This window comes from Streptomyces chilikensis, from assembly GCF_001642695.1.
Classification (GTDB): domain Bacteria; phylum Actinomycetota; class Actinomycetes; order Streptomycetales; family Streptomycetaceae; genus Streptomyces; species Streptomyces chilikensis.
On the sequence record NZ_LWCC02000005.1, the window covers coordinates 1,965,649 to 1,984,509 of the forward strand.

Consider the following 18,861-nt stretch of genomic DNA (forward strand, 5'->3'; position numbering starts at 1 on the left):
ACCCCCTTCGCCGTGATCGGCGAAGGGGGTCTTCCCGGACTTCCGGAGCGGGCGGGCTCAGGCGGTGGCGCCCACCGGCTCGGGGGCGCGGTCCCGGACCTGCGGCTCGTCGCCCTCGAGCGGCGAGGCGGAGGCGTTGCGGTAGGCGTCGCGGTCGAGGATGTTCTCCCGGGCGGCGACGATCACCGGCACCACTGCCTGGCCGGCCACGTTGGTGGCGGTGCGCATCATGTCCAGGATCGGGTCGATGGCCAGCAGCAGGCCGACGCCCTCCAGGGGCAGGCCCAGCGTGGACAGGGTCAGGGTCAGCATCACCGTGGCGCCGGTCAGGCCGGCGGTGGCGGCGGAGCCGACGACCGCGACGAACGCGATCAGCAGGTACTCCTGGAGACCGAGCTGGATGTCGAAGATCTGCGCCACGAAGATCGCGGCCAGCGACGGGTAGATGGCGGCGCAGCCGTCCATCTTGGTGGTGGCGCCGAACGGCACCGCGAAGGAGGTGTACTCGCGCGGGACGCCCAGGCGCTCGACGACCTTGACGGTCAGCGGCATGGTGCCGACCGAGGAGCGGGAGACGAACGCGAGCTGGATGGCCGGCCAGGCGCCCTTGAAGAACTGGACGGGGCTGACCTTGGCGACGGTGGCGAGCAGCAGCGGGTAGACGCCGAACATCACCAGCGCGCAGCCGATGTAGACGTCGGCGGTGAAGGTGGCGTACTTGCCGATCAGGTCCCAGCCGTAGGTGGCGATGGCGCGGCCGATCAGGCCGACGGTGCCGATCGGGGCGAGCAGGATGACCCACCACAGCGCCTTCTGCAGCAGCTCCAGCACCGACTCGCTGAGGGAGAGCACGGGCTGTGCCTTCTCCCCGATGGCCAGGGCGGCGATGCCGGCGACGGCGGCCATGAAGACGATCTGCAGGACGTTCAGCTCGGTGAACGGCGTGATGACGTCGGTCGGGATGATGCCCGTCAGGAAGTCGAGCCAGGTGCCCTGGGCCTCCGGCTTGCCGCCGTCCTCCGGAGTGAGGCCGGTGCCGGCGCCCGGGTTGGTGATCAGGCCGATGGCGAGGCCGATCACCACGGCTATGAGCGAGGTGATCAGGAACCAGAGCAGCGTGCGGGAGGCCAGCCGGGCGGCGTTGTTGACCTTCCGCAGGTTGGTGATGGACACCAGGATCGCGAAGAAGACGAGCGGGGCGACCGCCAGCTTCAGCAGCTGGACGAACGTTCCGCCGACCTTGTCGAGGGCGGTGACCAGCCAGGCCACATCGAAGGTGCGGGCGATCCAGCCCAGCAGGACGCCGAGGAACAGACCGGCGATGATCTGCAGCCAGAAGGGCACCTTGAGCGAGCGCCTGGGCTTGCTCACGGCATTCGTGTTCTCGGACACGGACACACTCCGTCGGGGGACGCGCGGGGGCGGGGGGAAAAGGCGATGAACGCTGAACTGCGGCGCCCCGGAATCGGTCAGCAGCGCCGCGTGGGAGTGGATGAGGCCGGACTCGGACTCAGGTCAGAGCCGACACGCCGCAGTGGTGCGGCGACAGAGGTCCACATGCAGGCGCGCCACGAGCACGAGGCTCTGCGGCATGAGGGGCGCGGCTGCTGACGTCATGCGAATACGTTAACAGCAAAGCTTTGGGATGCCCAAAGCCTTTGTTTGTGAGGTGGAACGCGTTTCGGCCCGATAAATGGCAAGTGCCCCGACTCCCAAGGGAGTCGGGGCACCTGCCGCTGGACGCGAGGAGGGTCAGTCCTCCTGGGAGCGGTTGAGCTCCAGGTTCGTCTTGGCGCGCTCCATCCGCTCGACGATCCGCACGGAGGCGCGGTCGCGCTCGCCGCGCAGCACCACGAAGCTGATCGGGGCGGAGAGCACCAGGGCGAGCAGGACGATCCACATGCCGTTGGAGTCACCGACGGCGCTCGGCAGCAGACCTGCGTACACGCCGCCCCAGACCACCACGAAGCAGCCCACGAAGATGCCGATGCGCATCAGTGTGTAGCGGAGCATCTCAAACCCACTCTTCCGTCCAACGAAGGCACTGCCATCCAGTGAAACACGCCGCCGGACCGATCTTGCGGGCGGGGCGAGGAGGGCCGGGGCGGCGGACGGGACCTAGTGGAGCGGCAGGTACATCGTGATGTCGTCCCGGTCGTCCCCCGGGGCGACCCGGATCGCGCCGGGCACCCGGCCGACCTCCTTGTAGCCGCAGGACGCGTAGAAGTGCTCGAGCCCGAGGCCGCCGCGGCAGCCGAGCCGGATCGCCTCGATGCCCTCCAGGCCGCGGGCGGCGTCGGCGAGCGCAGCCATCAGGTCGCGGCCGTACCCCTTGCCCTGGTGTCCGGGGTGGACCATCACGGTGTAGGCCATCACCCAGTGCCTCATCAGCCGGTGGGCGTTGAAGGCCAGGAAGCCGGTGGCCAGCACCCGGCCCTCGGCGTCCCGGCCGACGAGCAGCCGCGCGGTGCCGTCGGCGACCTGGGTGAGCTGCCTGATCAGCGCGGGGCGGATGTCGTCACGGGTCACCGGGGGCACGAAGCCGACGGCGCCGCCGGCGTTGGTCACGTCGAGCCAGAGGTCGAGGATGCCGTCACGCACGGCGGGGGTGACGGCCGGATCGAACGTGAAGGTAAGGGTCATGAGGCGAATCTAGCCCTTACTTTCCGCTGTGCTCAAGGTGATTCCACGGGCTGGACGCCGGGGGCCGGACCGTCGCGCCGCGGGGCCGGCCGCCGCCCCGCGGGGCCGCACCGCGGCCGCCGCGGCGCGACGGTCCGGTCAGACCTCCTCGGGAAGCTCGCCCACCCGGTTCTCCCACTTGGTGGAGAGCACGATGGTGGTGCGGGTCCGGGACACCCCGTGGGTGCCGGAGAGGCGGCGGATGATCCGCTCCAGTCCGTCCACGTCCTTCGCCCTGACCTTCAGCATGTAGCTGTCGTCGCCCGCGATGAACCAGCAGTCCTCGATCTCCGGCAGCTCCTTGACCCGCTGGGCCACGTCCTCGTGGTCGGCGGCGTCGGAGAGCGAGATGCCGATCAGCGCGGTGACGCCCAGACCGAGCGAGGCCGCGTCGACGGTGGCGCGGTAACCGGTGATGACCCCGGCCGCCTCCAGCCGGTTGATGCGGTCGGTGACGCTGGGCCCCGACAGGCCGACGAGGCGTCCCAGTTCCGCGTAGGAGGCCCGTCCGTTCTCCCTGAGAGCCTGGATGAGCTGCCTGTCCACGGCGTCCATGCGATCGATTGCCTTCCGGTGAGGTGAATCTGCGCGTATGTGAACGATGGGGCGTGACCGCCGGTCCGCCGGCGTGGTCGGCGGCGGCCGCCGGTCAGCCCTCGGAGGCCCTCGCCCCGCCGAGACCGCCCTTCCACCGGCGGTAGAGGGTGTGCGGGACGCCCGCCGCGTCGAGCACCCGCCCGGCGACGAAGTCCACCAGGTCCTGGATGTGGGTGGCGCCCGCGTAGAAGGCAGGGGAGGCCGGGACGACGCTCGCCCCCGCGTCGTCCAGCGTGACCAGGTGCCGCAGCGTCTGCCCGTTGAGCGGTGTCTCACGCACGCAGACCACCAGCGGACGGCGTTCCTTGAGCGTCACGCTCGCGGCGCGCTGCAGCAGGTCCTTGGAGAGGCCCAGCGCCACCCCGGCCACGCCGGCCGTGGAGGCGGGGACGATCAGCATGCCCCGGGAGGGGTACGAACCGGACGAGGGCCCGGCGGCGAGGTCGCCCGCGGGCCAGTACCGGACGTCGTCCAGGGGGACCTGGAAGGCGCCGGGCCCGCCGTCGGCGCCCAGGGCCAGCCAGTTCCGCAGGTCGTCTTGCCAGTGGGCGTCCCGGAAGGAGATCCCGGTCTCGTCGATCAGGGTCAGCCGGGCCGCCCGGCTGACCACCAGGTCGACGCTCTCCCCGGCTTCGATCAGCCCGCGCAACACCGCGGCCGCGTACGGCGTGCCGGACGCCCCCGAGACCCCCACGATCCAAGGGGTCCGCCGCTTTTCCCCTGCGTTCACAACGCAGAGCCTACCGGCGTGGCCCGACAGTCCCGGAACGGGCGGGAGACGGGCGGGCCGCGCCCCCGGATCCCGCCCGTCTCCCCCGCTACTCCCCCGCTACTCCCTCTCGGTCACCGTCCGGTGGGCCCGGTGCCGCACGTCCGGATCCGGATGGCGGCGCAGGACGCGCAGCGTTTCGCGCCACTCCCCGGACCAGCGGTACCGGGGGCCGAGGGCCGAGGTGAGGCAGACCGCGAGGAGACCGGTGACGGTGCCGCCGTCACGCGCCAGCCGCCCGGCCGCCCCGGCCGGCGGCCGCGTGGGCGAGCGAGGGGAGGTGCCGGGCGACGAAGGGCGTGGAGCAGGCCCGCAGCAGGCGGGCCGCCTCGTGGTCGCCCCACGCCTCGCGCACCCGCGGCAGCAGGCGTTCGGCGAGCGCGGTGCGGCGCCTGGAGGAGAGCAGTGCGGAGAGCAGCCGGTCGGCGGAGCTGGGCATGGGGGCGATTGTCACCCTGGCGGCGGGGCCGGACGCAACGGATTTCGCCCGGCCGTGCGGAACCGGGAACCGGACAAGGGGCGCAAAGCGTTCTGGTGACAGGCGGTCCGCACGAGGAACGGGGGATCCATGGCAGCCATCGGTGGCGGTGCGGGCGCGAGCCCCGGAGCGACGCTGTCGCGCGGGGACCGGGCGCGGCTGGCCGGGAAGCTGGTGCTGGGCTGGGTCGCCCTGCTCTGGCTGCTGGAGATCGTCGACGTCGTGCTGGGGCACGCCCTCGACCGCTTCGGCATCGTGCCGCGCGTCCCGGCGGAGCTGGTCGACGTGGTACCCGCCGCCTTCGTCCACTTCGGCTTCGCCCACGTCGCCGCCAACACGGTTCCGCTGCTGGTGCTCGGCTTCCTCGCCGCGCTCGGGGGGATACGGCGGTTCCTCGCCGTGTGCGCGCTGATCGTGGCCGCCGACGGGGTGGGGGTGTGGCTGATATCCCCGGCCGGGGTGAACACGGCGGGCGTCTCCGGCGTGATCTTCGGCCTCTTCGGGTTCCTGCTGGTCGCCGGGTTCGTCGAGCGGCGGCCGCTGGGCGTGCTGGTCGCCGTGCTGATCACCGCGGTGTGGGGCAGCTCGATCCTGGCGGGCCTGGCCCCCACGCAGACGGGCGTCAGCTGGCAGGGCCACCTGATCGGCCTGCTGTCCGGCATCGCCGCCGCGTTCCTCCTGGCCCGGCGGCGGCGCGCGGCCTAGGTGCCGCCCGGCCGTTCCCGTCCGCCGCGCCACGGGAACGGCCGGGCGGGCTCCGGGGAGCTGTCGCCCCCCTCGCGGATCGTCCGACCGTCGTGCGACGCACAGGGGCGGCAGGACCGCGCCGCCGCCTCCCCTCCGCCGGTCCCCGCCGGCGCGGGGAAGCACGGGGGCCCATCCGGACGGACTACGCCGTCAGGCCCCTGACCAGGAGGTCGACGAGCGTGAAGACGAAGAACGCGACGCCGATGAACCCGTTCGTGGAGAAGAAGGCCCTGTTCAGCTTCGACAGGTCGTGCGGCCGGACGATGGTGTGCTCGTAGACGAACGCACCGGCGACCACCAGCAGACCCAGCCAGAAGAACAGCCCCGCCCCGGTGAGGAGGCCGAACCAGGCGAAGAGCGCCGTGGTCACCAGGTGGCAGCCCCGCGCGCCCCAGATCGCCGCCGGGATCCCGAACCGCGCCGGCACCGACTTCACGCCGATCTCACGGTCCGTCTCGACGTCCTGGCAGGCGTAGATCAGGTCGAACCCGCCGATCCAGACGCCCACGGCCACGCCGAGGACGACGGCCTCCCAGGACCACTCCCCCGTGACGGCCAGCCAGCCGCCGAGCGGCCCGATGGCCTGGGCGAGCCCCAGGATGGCCTGCGGGAAGTTGGTGAACCGCTTGCCGTACGGGTAGACCACCATCGGCACCGCGGCGATCGGTCCCAGCACCAGGCAGAGCGGGTTGAGCAGCGCCGCCGTGACCAGGAAGACGACGAGCGCGACCACCGCCCCCGTCCACGCCGTCCGCACGGACACCGCGCCGGTGACCAGCTCCCGCTGGGCGGTGCGCGGGTTCCGGGCGTCGATCTCCCGGTCGATGATCCGGTTCGCCGCCATCGCGAAGGTCCGCATGGCGACCATCGCGACCGTCACCAGCAGCAGGTCCACCCAGTGCACCGACCGGTCCACGGTGAACATCGCGGTGAGCGCGGCGATGTAGGCGAAGGGCAGCGCGAAGACCGAGTGCTCGATCATCACCAGGCGCAGGAAGGCCCGCACCCGCCCCGGCCGGGGCTCCGCCGGCACGGAACCGGCGGCTGTGTCAGCGGCGGCGGTCAATGCCGTACTCCTTCCATCGGCGGTCGACCTTCGCCGCCGTCTCCGGGTCGGGCAGGACCATCTCGGGCCAGCCGCCGTCCCGGGTGTAGCCCTCCTCGGGCCACTTCGCGGTCGCGTCGATGCCCGCCTTGCCGCCCCAGAACTGCTGGTAGGAGGCGTGGTCCAGGTGGTCGACGGGGCCCTCGACGACAGTGAGGTCGCGCGAGTAGTCGGTGTTGCCGAGGGCACGCCAGGCGACCTCGTGCAGGTCGTGGACGTCGCAGTCGGAGTCGACCACGACGATCAGCTTGGTCAGCGACATCATGTGCGCGCCCCAGATGGCGTGCATGACCTTCTGCGCGTGCTTCGGGTACTTCTTGTCGATCGAGATGATCGCGCAGTTGTGGAAGCCGCCCGCCTCGGGGAGGTGGTAGTCCACGATGTCCGGCACGATGATCTTGAGCAGCGGCAGGAAGAACCGCTCGGTGGCCCGCCCCAGCGGCCCGTCCTCGGTGGGCGGCCGGCCCACCACGATGGACTGCAGCAGCGGCTTCTTCCGCATGGTGACGCAGTCGATGGTCAGCGCGGGGAACGGTTCCTGCGGCGTGTAGAAGCCGGTGTGGTCGCCGAACGGCCCCTCCGGCAGCATCTCGCCCGGCTCCAGCCAGCCCTCCAGCACCACCTCGGCGTTGGCGGGCACCTGGAGCGGGACCGTCTTGCAGTCGACCATCTCGATGCGGCGGCCCGCCACGAACCCGGCGAACAGGTACTCGTCGATTCCGCCCGGCAGCGGCGCGGTGGCCGCGTAGGTGACGGAGGGCGGGCAGCCGAAGGCGATGGCCACCGGCAGGCGTTCGCCGCGGCGGGCGGCCACCTGGTAGTGGTTCCGGCTGTCCTTGTGGATCTGCCAGTGCATGCCGATGGTGCGCTTGTCGTGGCGCTGCAGGCGGTAGAGGCCGAGGTTGCGGACACCGGTCTCGGGGTCCTTGGTGTGGGTCAGGCCCAGGTTGAAGAACGCGCCGCCGTCCTGGGGCCAGGTGAAGAGCGCGGGCAGCCGCTCCAAGTCGACCTCGTCGCCGGTGAGCACGACCTCCTGCACGGGGCCGTCCTTCACCTTCTTCGGCGGCACGTGCGTCATGGTGCCGAGCTTGCCGAAGGCCTCCCTGACACCCACGAACCCGTGGGGCAGTTCGGGCTTGAGCAGACCGCCGATGGTCTCGCCGATCTCCTCGTACGACTTCAGCCCGAGCGCCTTCAGCAGACGGCGGTCGGTGCCGAAGACGTTCATCGCCAGCGGCATCGAGGAGCCGCGCACGTTCTCGAAGAGGAGTGCCGGGCCGCCCGACTTCTGGACCCGGTCGACGATCTCCCCGACTTCCAGGTGGGGGTCGACCTCGGCCGTCACCCGCTTCAGGTCTCCGTCGCGCTCCAGGGCCCGCAGGAAGGAGCGAAGATCGTCGTAAGCCATGCCCCCCAGTATCGCCGAGGGCCCTTCGGGCACCGCGTCCGCCCCTCGGACGAAGCATCCGCCCAGCCGCTACCCTGGGTGACGTCACGGGTCGGCCGCCGCCGTCCCGCCGTCGTCCGCTGGGGGAACACCCGTCATGCTGAGGATCCTGCCGCTGCTCCTGGTGCTGGCCCTGACCATCTACGCCTTCATCGACTGCCTGAACACCCCCGAGGAAGACGTCCGGGTGCTGCCCAAGCCGGTGTGGGCGCTGCTGATCCTGCTGCTGGGCACGGCGCTGATCGGTCCGGTGGCCTGGCTGATCGCCGGCAAGGTCCGCCACGGCGGCGGGGGCGGTGGCGCGGAGGACGGCTCGCCGCGACCGCGCGGCGGACAGCGCCGGCAGCGGTTCGTGGCGCCGGACGACAACCCCGACTTCCTGAAGTCGCTGGGCGACGAGACGCGCCGCAGGCGCGAGGAGCCGCAGGACACGGAGGACCCCGGCAAGCAGGCGCCGCGCGACGAGAAGCGCGAGCGGGACGAGGACACCCCGGAGGGCTGACCGACCGCCAGGAATCGCCGGACAGGGCCCGGTCCGCCGGCCCTCACGTCCGCATCACGCGTCACGTCCCGGGGGGGGACCTTCGACATGCTCCGGATCCTGCCGCTCCTGCTGGTGCCGGCCCTGTGGGTGTACGCCTTCGTCGACTGCCTCGCCACTCCGGAGGAGAGGGTCCGCGGCCTGCCCAAGACGGGGTGGGGGCTGATCGTCCTCCTCTTCGGCGGGGTGCTGATCGGCCCCGTCGCCTGGCTGGTGGCCGGCAGGGTCCGCCACGGCGCCGCCCCCGTCGCCCCGGACGACGGCCCGGCGTTCCTCCGGCGGCTCGCCGAGGAGAACAGGCGGGGCGGGTCCCTGCTCGAGGACGGGGAGGCCGGCCCGCGCCGCCGCGAGGAGGAACTGTGCCGCCGGGAAGCCGGGGAGCGCGGGAAGCGCCAGGAGCGCCAGGAGCGCCAGGAGCGCGACGGCCGGGACCGTGAGGACGGCTGACACGGTGTCCGGAACGCTCGAACTGCGGTTGCTGGCCACCTTCGAGAAGGTGGCCACCCGGCTCAGCTTCACCCGCGCCGCGGCCGAGCTGGCGTACGCGCAGTCCACGGTGACCGCGCAGGTCCGGGCCCTGGAACAGGACCTGGGCGTCGAGCTGTTCGACCGCCTCGGCAACCGCATCCGGCTCACCGAGGCCGGCGAGCGGCTGCTGCCCTACGCCCGCCGCCTCCTGGACCTCGCCGACGAGGCCCGCGCCGCCGCCGTCGCGCCGGGCGAGCCCTCCGGGCACCTCACCGTCGGCACCATCGAGTCGCTGACCTCCTACCGGCTGCCGCCGCTGTTCGAGCTGTTCCACCACCGCTACCCGAAGGTCCGCCTCTCGCTGCGCACCACCATCGGCGACGAGACGCTGGACGCGCTGCGACGGGGCGTCTACGACCTCGGTTTCCTGATGGAGGAACGGACCGAGCACGCCGGGCTGGAGACGGTGGTGCTGCTGCCGGAACCGCTGGCGCTGGTCGCCGCTCCGGGTCACCCGCTGGCCGGCCGGCCCCTGGACACGGCCGAGTTGTGCGGGTCCACGCTGCTCGCGGTGGAGTCGGGCTGTGCCTTCCGTGACCTCTTCGAGGCGGAGCTCGACGCCGCCGCCGAGGGGGAGCCGGTCGCCTTCCACGAGTTCGGCACCGTGGAGGCCACCAAACGCGCCGCGGCGACCGGCCTGGGGATCGCCCTGCTCCCCGAGGTCACGGTCGCCGACGCGCTGGCCGCCGGGACGCTTCGGCGCCTCGACTGGCGGCCGTCGTTCACTCTTCGTTCGCAACTGGCGTGGCGGGCCGGGAAGCAGCTGACTCCGGCCGCCCGTCTGTTCGTGGAGCGGACCCGGCAACTGCTGCGGGAGCAGCGGGCCTCCCGGCCGCCGGCCCGCGAAGCGTCACCTTGAGGCTCGCCCACACGATCAGCGGCAGGCCGAGCGCCTGCAGCCACCCCATGAGGTGCCCGTACACCATCCAGTCGGCGAGCATCGCCACCGCCGGGTAGACGAAGGCCAGCACGGCGATCTTCGCGGTGGGCAGTTCGGCGTAGGCGGCGTACATCAGCACGTACATCACACCGGTGTGGAGGACGCCGAGCGCCACCAGCCAGCCCCAGGCGCCGGCTCCCGCGCCGGACATCGCGCCGAGGTCGGCGAAGGGCAGCAGCAGGGGGATGCCGACGACGACCTGGACCAGGGCCATCAGGTGCGGGCGCACTCCGCGCACCCGCTTGACCACCAGGGTGGCGAGCCCGTACAGCACGGCGGCCCCCAGCGCCTGGCCGATGCCGAGCAGGTAGTCGCCGCCGCCCGAGAGCACGTCCTCCGGCCGTACGCCCGACACCAGGACCAGGCCGGCGAAGGCGAGCCCCACCCAGCCGAGGGTGGCGGCGGTCAGCCGCTCCCGGAAGAGGAGCGCGCCGAACACCACCACGAAGAACGGCTGCATGTGGTAGACGACCGACGCCACCGAGATGGAGGTGTTGCCGTACGACTCGAAGAGCAGGATCCAGTTCCCGACGATGAACAGCCCCGCCAGCACGGTCAGGGCCAGGCTCCGCCGGGTGAACCCGTGGCCGCGGAACCAGCCGCGGGCGGCGACGTACGCACCGAGGGCCAGCGCGCCGAACAGGACCCGGAAGAAGACCACGTTGAACGAGGAGGCCCCCGACTCCACCACGAACACGCCGATCGTCCCGGACAGCACCATGGCGGCGGTGAGCTGGGCGGCGCCCTTGCCTTCGTTCGTCCTCGCGTTTGTCATGGCGCAGACGCTACGGTCCGCCGTCCGCAGAGGGCCACGCGCGAGTGCGCCGTGCTCCCGATGGGGTCATCGGCGGAACCGATGACCCCAGGTCACGAGGGCCAAAGCCCTAGCGCAGGCGCGAGGAGGACAGGATCGAGAAGAGGTGCGCCGGGACCATCACCCAGGTCACGGCCGCCAGGACCACCAGGGCGATCCGCGTGGCGTCCAGGGAGCCGACGGCGACGTCCACCACGGCGACGGCCAGCAGGACCAGCGAGGCCTCGATGCCGTTGGTGAGCCGGTGGATCTTGAACGCGGCGGCGATCCGGCGCAGCGTGGCCACGCCCTCGGAGCGCGGGCGGGTCGACTCGTCGTCCGCCACCGTCAGTCCGCGCCGGGCGCGGGCGACGTCCACCAGGTCGGTGGAGGCCTTCAGCAGGACCACGCCCATCGCGGTGAACAGGCCCAGCGAGACCCAGCCGTCGAAGCCGCCGCCCTCGCCCCAGCCGGCGGCCCGGAACCCGGCGCCGGCCAGCAGCGCGGCGTCGGCGAGGTAGGCGCCGAGGCGGTCGACGTAGATGCCGGCCGCGCTGTTCTGGCCCTTCCAGCGCGCGACCTCGCCGTCGACGCAGTCGAACAGCAGGAAGAGCTGGAAGAGCACGGCGGCCAGCACCGGGCCGGTGAGCCCGGGGACGAGCAGCGCCGCACCCGCGGCGACACCGCAGACGACCATGGTCCAGGTCAGCGCGTCCGGGGTGACCGGGGTCCGCACCAGCTGACGCGTGACCCGCAGGGAGATCCGCCGCATGTACAGCCGGCCCGCCCAGTGCTCGCCGTTGCGGCTGGCCAGTTTGGCCTGCGGCTGGCAGACCTCCCGAAGCTCCTCCAGGACCGGGGCAGCAGCCACCATGTTCACTTGTTCCTTCCACCGACGGGCTGAGTGACGGCCAGGGTAAGGGAGGCCCCGGGCGGGCCCGGAGCCACCCCCTCTGCCCAAGGCGTCACTCCACGCCGGCGTAGGAGTGCTTGCTGCCGGAGACGAAGATGTTGACGCCGTAGTAGTTGAACAGCCAGCAGCCGAAGGCGATCAGCGCCAGGTAGGCGGCCTTGCGGCCCTTCCAGCCGGCGGTGGCGCGGGCGTGCAGGTAGCAGGCGTAGGCGATCCAGGTGATGAACGACCAGGTCTCCTTGGGGTCCCAGCCCCAGTAGCGGCCCCAGGCGTCGCCCGCCCAGATCGCGCCCGCGATGATCGTGAACGTCCACAGCGGGAAGACCGCCGCGTTGACCCGGTAGGCGAACTTGTCCAGCGAGGAGGCGGCGGGCAGCCGCTCCAGGACCGAGGTGGCGAAGCGGCCCGGCGTGCCGCCGCCCGCCAGCTTGTTCTCGTAGGAGTCACGGAACAGGTAGAGGATCGTGGAGACCGCCGCCACGTAGAACACCGCGCCGCAGAGGATGGCGGTGGAGACGTGGATGTACAGCCAGTACGAGTGGAGCGCCGGGACGAGCTGGTCGCTCTCGGTGTAGAGGACGGTGACCGCGAGGCCCAGGTCCAGCAGGACCGCGGTGATCAGCGGGAGGCCCATCCAGCGCACGTTGCGGCGGAAGGCCAGCAGGGCCAGGTAGACGCCGACGGCCACCGTGGTGAAGGTGATGTTGAACTCGTACATGTTGCCCCACGGCGCCCGCTGCACCGACAGGGCGCGGGTCAGCACGCCGCCGAAGGACAGCAGGAAGCCGAGGACGGTGAGCGAGACCGCGATCCGGCCGTACAGGTCGCCCTGCTCGTCGCCGCCGTGGGCGCCGGGGCCGTCCGGGACGTCGGCGCGCGAGGTGCCCGAGGAGCGGACGACGACCTCGGGCCGCTCCAGCACGGTGGTGCCGCCGGCCTTCCTCACCGTGACCGCGGGGGCGGAGGCGGCCGGCTTCGCCGCGTCCGTGCCGGCCGTCAGCGCGGCGGCCGTACGGGCCACCTTGCTGCGGCTGCCGAAGATCCACTCGGTGATGTAGGCGAAGAACGCGAGGGTGTACACGGCCATCGCGGAGTAGATCAGCACGTTGCTGATCTGCGCGAGGCTCTCGTTGGTCGTGGCGGCGAGCGTCGTCACTTGTCAGCCCCTTCAGGGGAAGGTACGGGGGAATCTTCGGGGTCGGCGGCGGGCGCGGTGGGAGCCCGGTCGTGGACGAGCCCGACCAGCTCGCCCAGCTCCTGCGGCAGCCGCGCCGACTCGCTGCGGCCCAGCCCCGCCATCTCGACGACGGTCACCCCGTCGTCACCGGACCTGGCGCGCACCCACACGCGGCGGCGCTGGATGAACAGGGACCCGGACAGGCCGGCGATGGCGACCACCGAGCCGCCCAGTGCCCAGCCGCCGGCCGGCTGCTGCACGACCTGGAAGTTCGCCCACTCCTTGATCTCCTTCTCGAAGGTGATCGAGCCGGCGCCGTCGGGGAGTTCCATGGTCTCGCCGGGCAGCAGCATCTTCCGGAGGGTGTCGCCGTTCTCGTCCTTGAACTGCTTCATCTTCCGGTCGTCCAGCTGGTACACGTTCTGCGGGATGCCGGAGTCCACGCCCACGCTCCCGTGGTAGCCGGCGACCGCCAGGACCGGGAACTCGAGCGCCGGGAACTGGGAGAACATCGTCCCGCTGCCCTTGCCGGCGAAGGTCGGCACGAAGACGGCGGAGAAGGCGAGCTGCTCCTCCTCGCCCTCGGGGTCGCGGTAGCCGTCGAGCACCTTGACGGCGCCCTGCGAGGTGATGTTCTGGTCGATCGGCAGCATCGGGACCGGCTGGGAGTAGACGATCTCGCCCTTGCCGTCCCGGACCGTCACCACCGGCGCGTAGCCGTGGCTGGTCAGGTAGACCTTGGAGCCGCCGATCTCCAGCGGCTCGTTGACCTCGACGACCTTCTTCCGCTCCGCCCCGTCGACGCCCTCGCGGTAGGTGAGGGCCGCCTCGTAGGTCCGCGGCGTGCCCCGGTTGGGGCCGGACTCGGCGTAGGTGGCGCGGAAGTCGTCCAGGTCGAAGCTGAACGGCTCCAGGTCGTCGTAGGAGAAGAGGCTGCCGGAGCGGAAGTCGTCGTACTGGACGGGCGTGTTGGCGAAGCCGTCGCCCTCGACGATCAGCTTGTTGCCCTCGGACTTGTAGAGCTCGCCCCAGCCGAAGGCGATCAGCATCACGATCAGCGCGAGGTGGAAGGCCAGGTTGCCGAGCTCCCGCAGGTAGCCCTTCTCCGCGGCCACCGCGTCGTCCACCGCGTGGGAGCGGAAGCGGCGCTTGCGGAGCACGCCGAGGGCGGCCTCGCGGACCTCCTCGGGGGCCGCCGTGGTGCGCCAGGTCGTGTACGCGGGCATCCGGTCCAGCCGCCTGGGCGCACCCGGCGGGCGTCCCCGGAGCTGGCCCACGAACTGCCAGGTGCGGGGCACGATGCAGCCGATGAGCGAGACGAACAGCAGGATGTAGATCGCGGAGAACCACACCGAGCTGTACACGTCGAACATGCCCAGCGCGTCGTAGACCGGCGTCAGCTTGGGGTTGGCCTCGCGGAAGTCCTCGACCTTCATCGGGTCGACGCCGTTCTGCGGGATCAGCGAGCCCGGGACGGCGGCCAGCGAGAGCAGCAGGAGCAGCAGCAGCGCCGTGCGCATCGAGGTGAGCTGGCGCCAGAACCAGCGGACCCAGCCGAGCACCTCCCGCCCGGTCCAGGTGATCCATCCCCACGGGCCGGGGGCGCGGCGGCCGCCGAAGGAGCCGGGCACGGCGGTCGACTCCACCGGTGCGGTGGACAGCCGGGCGTGCGGCTCGGTGCCGCCCGCCTCGTCGGTCGTTTCGGTGGTGGTCTCGCTCATGGATCAGATCCCCGGTGTGAAGCCAGTGGTCCAGGTCTGCATCTGCTGCACGAGCAGGTCCCAGACGCCGGTGAGCAGGAGCACACCGGTCACGATCATCATGGTGCCGCCGGCGCGGAGCACCCAGACGTAGTGCCGCTTGACCCAGCCGAAGGCGCCCAGCGCCTTGCGGAAGGCGACCGCGGCCAGCACGAACGGGATGCCCAGGCCGGCGCAGTAGGCGACGGTCAGGATCGCCCCGCGACCGGCGCTGGCCTCGCTGAAGGCGAGCCCGTTGACGGCGGCAAGCGTGGGGCCGATGCAGGGCGTCCAGCCGATGCCGAACAGGGCGCCCAGCAGGGGCGCGCCCGCCAGGCCCGCGGCGGGCCTGCGGTGGAAGCGGAACTCGCGCTGGGTCAGCCAGGGCATCAGCCCCATGAAGAAGACGCCCAGCAGGATCATCAGCACGCCGAGCACCTTGGACAGCACGCCGCTGTACTCCTGCAGCGTCTGCCCGAAGAAGCCGAAGAGCGCGCCCGTGGAGACGAACACCACGGTGAAGCCCAGGACGAACAGCGAGGCCCCGGCCGCCATCCGGCCGCGCCGGGCCTCCGCCAGGTCGGTGCCGGTGACGCCGGTGACGTAGGAGAGGTAGCCGGGCACCAGCGGCAGCACGCACGGTGAGAAGAACGACACCAGGCCGCCCAGCACGGCGAGAGGCAGCGCGAGGAGCAGGGCGCCGCTCCTCACCGTCGTCTCCACGTCGGCAGCCAGCACGGACACGTTCGTCACGTCACTTCTCCGCCAGCACCGGGTCGAGCATGTCGCGCAGCTTGTCCTCGCTGAGCGGCTGCATCGCGCGGGCGGCGATCCTCCCCTCCCGGTCGATGACCAGGGTGGTGGGGATGGCCTGCGGGTTGAGCGTGCCCTTCTCGAAGCGGAGCAGCAGCCGGCCGGTGGGGTCGTACAGGCTCGGGTACTCGATGCCCTCCTCCTTCTCGAAGGCGAGGGCGGGCTGGGTGGAGGTGTCGCGCGTGTTGATGCCGACGAACTGGACGCCCTGGTCCTCGGTCTCCTCGGCGACCTTCACGAAGTTCTTGGCCTCGGCACGGCACGGCGCGCACCAGGAGCCCCAGACGTTGAGGACGACGACCTTGCCCTTGAAGTCGGCGGTGTCCAGCTGTCCGCCGTCCAGCGTCTTCCCCTGGAGGCGGGGCGCGGCGTGGCGGTCGCCCTCGGCGACGGTGGCGATCCCGTCGGTGCTGGTGACGAAGTTGGTGCCGCTGCCGGCGCCCGAGGCGCCGCCGCCGTCACCGTCCGAGGAACACGCGGACAGCAGCAGCGCGGCGGCGGCAGCGGTGGCTGCGGCGGCCGCGGCACGGCGGCGGTTACGGGGTGAATGACGCTTGTGGTCAGTCATGTGAAAAGTTTCGCATGTCCGTTCCGGGGATCTCGGGGACCCCCCTCGGCCCCGCGAAACCCCACCTCAGCGGGGGTCCGCGGGGCCTCGCGGGCGCCTAGGCGCCGAACGCCTTCTGTCCGCCCTTGACCGGCTTGGCACCGGCCAGCAGGTGGGCGGGCACCAGGTCCCGGGCCGGCTCGGTGTAGCCGACGGCCACGATCCGGTCGCCCTCGTAGGTGAAGGAGGTCAGCGAGGCCAGGGTGCACTCCCGGCGCCGCGGGTCGTGCCACAGCCGCCGGCCCTCGATCGCGGACCGCACGATCCAGATCGGCAGCTGGTGGCTGACCAGCACCGCCTCGTGCCCCCGGGCCGTGGCCGCGGCGGCGTCCAGCGCCGCCCGCATCCGGGCGACCTGCTCCGTGTACGGCTCGCCCCAGGACGGCTTGAACGGGTTGGTCAGGTGCCGCCAGTTGCCCGGCCGCTTGAGCGCCCCGTCGCCGACGCCGAAGGTCTTGCCCTGGAAGACGTTCTCCGCCTCGATCAGCCGCTCGTCGGTGTCGAGCTCCAGCCCGTGCGCCCTGGCGATCGGCGTGGCCGTCTCCTGCGCCCGCTCCAGCGGGGAGGCGCACACGTAGGTGATGTCCCGGGACGCCAGGTGTTCGGCGACCCGGTCCGCCATCTTCCGGCCGAGCTCGGAGAGGTGGTAGCCGGGCAGCCGCCCGTAGAGGAGACCGGTCGGGTTCTCCACCTCGCCGTGGCGCATCAGGTGGACGACGGTGACGTCGTCGCTCCTCGCGCTCATGCCGCGGCCTTCGCGGAGGCGGCGGCGCGGGCGGCGGCGGGCAGCGCGTCGGCGACCCGCTCCAGGGCCGCGTCGTCGTGCGCCGTCGACAGGAACCAGCTCTCGAACGCGGACGGCGGCAGGTAGACGCCGCTCGCCAGCATGGAGTGGAAGAAGGGGGTGAAGCGGAACGACTCCGCGGCCTTGGCGTCCTCGTAGTCGCGCACCGGCGTCTCGCTGAAGAACACCGAGAACATGTTGGAGGCGCTCTGCACGGTGTGCGCGACGCCCTCCTTGGTGAGCGCCTCGCCGATCAGCGCCTGGAGCCGCGCGGAGGCGGCGTTCAGCTTCTCGTAGGCGGCGTCGTCGAGCAGCCGCAGCTGGGCCAGGCCCGCGGCGGTGGCGACCGGGTTCCCGGAGAGGGTGCCCGCCTGGTAGACCGGGCCGGCCGGGGCGAGGTGGGCCATCACGTCGGCGCGGCCGCCGAACGCCGCGGCCGGGAAGCCGCCGCCCATCACCTTGCCGAAGGTCATCAGGTCCGGGACCACGCCGTCGACGCCGAACCAGCCGGCCCTCGAGGTGCGGAAACCGGTCATGACCTCGTCGGAGACGTACAGCGCGCCGTGCTGGGCGCACAGGTCCTTCAGCCCCTGGTTGAAGCCGGGCAGCGGCGGGACGACGCCCATGTTGCCGGGCGAGGCCTCGGTGATCACACAGGCGATCTCGCCGGGGTGCGCCTCGAACGCGGTGCGCACGGCGTCCAGGTCGTTGTAGGGGAGCACGATGGTGTCCCCGGCCTGGGCGCCGGTGACGCCCGGGGTGTCGGGCAGCGCGAAGGTGGCGAGGCCGGAGCCGGCCGAGGCCAGCAGCGAGTCGACGTGGCCGTGGTAGCAGCCGGCGAACTTCACCACCTTGGCGCGGCGGGTGAACCCGCGGGCCAGGCGGATCGCGGACATGGTGGCCTCGGTGCCGCTGGAGACCAGGCGCACCTGCTCCAGCGGGGCGATCCGCGCCACCATCTCCTCCGCCAGCGCCACCTCGCCCTCACCGGGCGTGCCGAAGGAGGTGCCGCGGGACACGGCGTCCTGGACGGCGGCGATGACCTCGGGGTGGCCGTGGCCCAGGATCATCGGACCCCAGGAGCAGACCAGGTCGACGTACTCGCGCCCGTCGGCGTCGGTGAGGTACGGACCGCTGCCGGAGACCATGAAACGGGGCGTGCCGCCCACGGCGCGGAAGGCGCGCACCGGCGAGTTCACGCCGCCGGGCGTCACGGCTGCCGCGCGGTCGAACAGCGCCTGCGAGGCAGGGGCTTCGTAGGGGTAGGACGGAACGGTCATGCCTGCGGCTTCTCCGGATCTCCGACTGCGGTTACGGGGGTCTCCCACAGGGTAGGCCAGCGGTCGTGACCGGAGCCCGTGGCACGGGGGTGGACCGGAGGCCGGGACGGACGGGCCGCGTCGGACCGCCGTCTGGAAGATAACGGAGCGTGGCCCCCGCCCATCTGCGAGACTGTGACGTGAACCCCGTGCGCGTTCCTCCTCCCGGGGCTTTTCCTGTGTACGTTTCGTGGGGCGGGCGTGGGGGAGGTCACTGACACGATGAACGGGTGATCGGGTTGCGTGGCGGGGGCGACGCGTCCTAGAACAGCAGTCGGGTGGAGATATGCATCGCGGTGGCGGACTGGGCGAGGGGACTGGCGACCTGGGTCCTCGGCGTTCCCGTCGGGGCAGGCACCGGCGCGACGCGGAAGATGCGGCAACGGAAGCGGCCGAGGCCGCGGCCCGCCGGGCGGGCGCGCAGAGTGACGGCGCCGAGAAGCCGGCGGGACCCGTGGCGAGGAGCAGCCGGTTGGGAGTGACCTACAAGTACTTCGGCGCGCCGAACGGCGCGGCGGCCGCCCGCGTCCCGGAGATCATGCGCCCGGAGGAACTCGGCGGCGACGAACTCGGCATGGGCGGCATGTTCACCCGGATCAAGCCCGAGACGGTGGCGGCGATGGTCCTCACCGGCATCGAGGGCGTCCCGCTGAACAAGGTGCCGCCGCTCGAGCTGGTCGTGCTGCGCCAGGACTACGCGGTGGTCAAGCTGCCCATGACCACGGTGGACCCCCTGCGCGGGATAGGCGAGGAGGCGGTGGGCGCGGCGGCGTTCATCTGGTCCACGGTCCCCGACCGCGGCGGCCCCCGCGACGCGTTCAACGTCTACCAGCTGCTGCACGAGTGGCAGGACTTCTCGCACCGGCTCCACGAGGCGGGGCA

General features: G+C 71.9%; 20 protein-coding genes and 1 pseudogene. 5 read left to right on the forward strand and 16 right to left on the reverse strand.

Annotation, left to right across the window (positions count from 1 at the left end; translation table 11 throughout):
* Window positions 1-57: 57 nt before the first annotated feature.
* The 6 genes from A2U95_RS08800 to A2U95_RS08825 all read right to left on the reverse strand — a co-directional run bounded on the left by A2U95_RS08800 (window position 58) and on the right by A2U95_RS08825 (window position 4,487).
* Window positions 58-1,371, reverse strand: coding sequence for a dicarboxylate/amino acid:cation symporter (locus A2U95_RS08800; protein WP_240957244.1), 1,314 nt, complete (start codon window positions 1,369-1,371; stop codon window positions 58-60).
* Window positions 1,372-1,752: 381 nt separating this feature from the next.
* Window positions 1,753-2,013: a DUF4229 domain-containing protein gene (locus tag A2U95_RS08805; RefSeq protein WP_166021619.1), complete on the reverse strand. Its 261-nt coding sequence runs from the start codon at window positions 2,011-2,013 to the stop codon at window positions 1,753-1,755.
* A gap of 105 nt (window positions 2,014-2,118) precedes the next feature.
* Complete coding sequence (locus tag A2U95_RS08810) at window positions 2,119-2,643, reverse strand: GNAT family N-acetyltransferase (protein ID WP_166021620.1); 525 nt, start codon at window positions 2,641-2,643, stop codon at window positions 2,119-2,121.
* A 138-nt stretch (window positions 2,644-2,781) separates the two neighbouring features.
* Complete coding sequence (locus A2U95_RS08815) at window positions 2,782-3,237, reverse strand: Lrp/AsnC family transcriptional regulator (RefSeq protein ID WP_166021621.1); 456 nt, start codon at window positions 3,235-3,237, stop codon at window positions 2,782-2,784.
* Between the two features lie 94 nt (window positions 3,238-3,331).
* Window positions 3,332-4,009: a UbiX family flavin prenyltransferase gene (locus A2U95_RS08820; protein ID WP_166021622.1), complete on the reverse strand. Its 678-nt coding sequence runs from the start codon at window positions 4,007-4,009 to the stop codon at window positions 3,332-3,334.
* 262 nt (window positions 4,010-4,271) lie between these two features.
* A complete protein-coding gene (locus A2U95_RS08825; protein WP_166021623.1) occupies window positions 4,272-4,487 on the reverse strand; it encodes a hypothetical protein in 216 nt (71 codons plus the stop codon).
* A 129-nt stretch (window positions 4,488-4,616) separates the two neighbouring features.
* Here A2U95_RS08825 and A2U95_RS08830 point away from each other — a divergent pair, with 129 nt between their 5' ends.
* Window positions 4,617-5,231: a rhomboid family intramembrane serine protease gene (locus A2U95_RS08830; protein WP_166021624.1), complete on the forward strand. Its 615-nt coding sequence runs from the start codon at window positions 4,617-4,619 to the stop codon at window positions 5,229-5,231.
* A gap of 184 nt (window positions 5,232-5,415) precedes the next feature.
* Here the strand turns inward: A2U95_RS08830 and mqnP are convergent, their stop codons facing one another.
* Window positions 5,416-6,306 (reverse strand): menaquinone biosynthesis prenyltransferase MqnP, encoded by an 891-nt coding sequence (gene mqnP, locus A2U95_RS08835; protein WP_420857020.1) that lies wholly within the window; start codon window positions 6,304-6,306, stop codon window positions 5,416-5,418.
* A gap of 16 nt (window positions 6,307-6,322) precedes the next feature.
* The gene (locus tag A2U95_RS08840; protein ID WP_166021626.1) at window positions 6,323-7,786 is read right to left on the reverse strand and encodes a menaquinone biosynthesis decarboxylase; all 1,464 of its coding nucleotides are present in this window, start codon (window positions 7,784-7,786) and stop codon (window positions 6,323-6,325) included.
* 136 nt (window positions 7,787-7,922) lie between these two features.
* Here A2U95_RS08840 and A2U95_RS08845 point away from each other — a divergent pair, with 136 nt between their 5' ends.
* From A2U95_RS08845 to A2U95_RS08855, 3 genes and pseudogenes are all read left to right on the forward strand, one after another.
* The gene (locus A2U95_RS08845) at window positions 7,923-8,327 is read left to right on the forward strand and encodes a PLDc N-terminal domain-containing protein (protein ID WP_166021627.1); all 405 of its coding nucleotides are present in this window, start codon (window positions 7,923-7,925) and stop codon (window positions 8,325-8,327) included.
* 87 nt (window positions 8,328-8,414) lie between these two features.
* Window positions 8,415-8,813, forward strand: a complete 399-nt coding sequence (locus A2U95_RS08850; RefSeq protein WP_166021628.1) for a PLD nuclease N-terminal domain-containing protein — start codon at window positions 8,415-8,417, stop codon at window positions 8,811-8,813.
* A 4-nt stretch (window positions 8,814-8,817) separates the two neighbouring features.
* Window positions 8,818-9,642: pseudogene (locus A2U95_RS08855) on the forward strand (LysR family transcriptional regulator); the annotation flags it as partial.
* Here A2U95_RS08855 and A2U95_RS08860 read toward each other — a convergent pair.
* The 8 genes from A2U95_RS08860 to hemL form a co-directional block, all read right to left on the reverse strand.
* Window positions 9,617-10,609, reverse strand: coding sequence for a DMT family transporter (locus A2U95_RS08860; protein ID WP_166021629.1), 993 nt, complete (start codon window positions 10,607-10,609; stop codon window positions 9,617-9,619). The pseudogene A2U95_RS08855 and the gene A2U95_RS08860 overlap by 26 nt on opposite strands.
* A 109-nt stretch (window positions 10,610-10,718) precedes the next feature.
* A complete protein-coding gene (locus tag A2U95_RS08865; protein WP_166024966.1) occupies window positions 10,719-11,498 on the reverse strand; it encodes a CDP-alcohol phosphatidyltransferase family protein in 780 nt (259 codons plus the stop codon).
* 94 nt (window positions 11,499-11,592) lie between these two features.
* Window positions 11,593-12,696 (reverse strand): c-type cytochrome biogenesis protein CcsB, encoded by a 1,104-nt coding sequence (ccsB, locus tag A2U95_RS08870; protein ID WP_166021630.1) that lies wholly within the window; start codon window positions 12,694-12,696, stop codon window positions 11,593-11,595.
* The gene (gene resB / locus A2U95_RS08875) at window positions 12,693-14,438 is read right to left on the reverse strand and encodes a cytochrome c biogenesis protein ResB (protein WP_166021631.1); all 1,746 of its coding nucleotides are present in this window, start codon (window positions 14,436-14,438) and stop codon (window positions 12,693-12,695) included. Before resB ends, ccsB begins: the two co-directional genes overlap by 4 nt.
* Window positions 14,439-14,441: 3 nt before the next feature.
* The gene (locus A2U95_RS08880) at window positions 14,442-15,209 is read right to left on the reverse strand and encodes a cytochrome c biogenesis CcdA family protein (protein WP_206282841.1); all 768 of its coding nucleotides are present in this window, start codon (window positions 15,207-15,209) and stop codon (window positions 14,442-14,444) included.
* 1 nt (window position 15,210) lies between these two features.
* The gene (locus tag A2U95_RS08885; RefSeq protein WP_166021632.1) at window positions 15,211-15,837 is read right to left on the reverse strand and encodes a TlpA family protein disulfide reductase; all 627 of its coding nucleotides are present in this window, start codon (window positions 15,835-15,837) and stop codon (window positions 15,211-15,213) included.
* Window positions 15,838-15,934: 97 nt separating this feature from the next.
* Window positions 15,935-16,621, reverse strand: coding sequence for a histidine phosphatase family protein (locus A2U95_RS08890; RefSeq protein ID WP_166021633.1), 687 nt, complete (start codon window positions 16,619-16,621; stop codon window positions 15,935-15,937).
* A complete protein-coding gene (gene hemL / locus A2U95_RS08895; protein WP_166021634.1) occupies window positions 16,618-17,940 on the reverse strand; it encodes a glutamate-1-semialdehyde 2,1-aminomutase in 1,323 nt (440 codons plus the stop codon). Before hemL ends, A2U95_RS08890 begins: the two co-directional genes overlap by 4 nt.
* Window positions 17,941-18,265: 325 nt before the next feature.
* Between hemL and A2U95_RS08900 the strand changes: the two genes are divergently transcribed.
* Window positions 18,266-18,861 (forward strand): hypothetical protein (locus tag A2U95_RS08900; protein WP_206282842.1); only part of this gene is annotated, 596 nt, incomplete at its 3' end.

Coding starts and splice junctions, on each gene's coding strand:
- A2U95_RS08805 (WP_166021619.1), bottom strand. CDS start 2,013: ATGCTCCGCTACACACTGATGCGCATCGGCATCTTCGTGGGCTGCTTC.
- A2U95_RS08810 (WP_166021620.1), bottom strand. CDS start 2,643: ATGACCCTTACCTTCACGTTCGATCCGGCCGTCACCCCCGCCGTGCGT.
- A2U95_RS08815 (WP_166021621.1), bottom strand. CDS start 3,237: ATGGACGCCGTGGACAGGCAGCTCATCCAGGCTCTCAGGGAGAACGGA.
- A2U95_RS08825 (WP_166021623.1), bottom strand. CDS start 4,487: ATGCCCAGCTCCGCCGACCGGCTGCTCTCCGCACTGCTCTCCTCCAGG.
- A2U95_RS08830 (WP_166021624.1), top strand. CDS start 4,617: ATGGCAGCCATCGGTGGCGGTGCGGGCGCGAGCCCCGGAGCGACGCTG.
- A2U95_RS08840 (WP_166021626.1), bottom strand. CDS start 7,786: ATGGCTTACGACGATCTTCGCTCCTTCCTGCGGGCCCTGGAGCGCGAC.
- A2U95_RS08845 (WP_166021627.1), top strand. CDS start 7,923: ATGCTGAGGATCCTGCCGCTGCTCCTGGTGCTGGCCCTGACCATCTAC.
- A2U95_RS08850 (WP_166021628.1), top strand. CDS start 8,415: ATGCTCCGGATCCTGCCGCTCCTGCTGGTGCCGGCCCTGTGGGTGTAC.
- A2U95_RS08860 (WP_166021629.1), bottom strand. CDS start 10,609: ATGACAAACGCGAGGACGAACGAAGGCAAGGGCGCCGCCCAGCTCACC.
- resB (WP_166021631.1), bottom strand. CDS start 14,438: ATGAGCGAGACCACCACCGAAACGACCGACGAGGCGGGCGGCACCGAG.
- A2U95_RS08885 (WP_166021632.1), bottom strand. CDS start 15,837: ATGACTGACCACAAGCGTCATTCACCCCGTAACCGCCGCCGTGCCGCG.
- A2U95_RS08890 (WP_166021633.1), bottom strand. CDS start 16,621: ATGAGCGCGAGGAGCGACGACGTCACCGTCGTCCACCTGATGCGCCAC.
- hemL (WP_166021634.1), bottom strand. CDS start 17,940: ATGACCGTTCCGTCCTACCCCTACGAAGCCCCTGCCTCGCAGGCGCTG.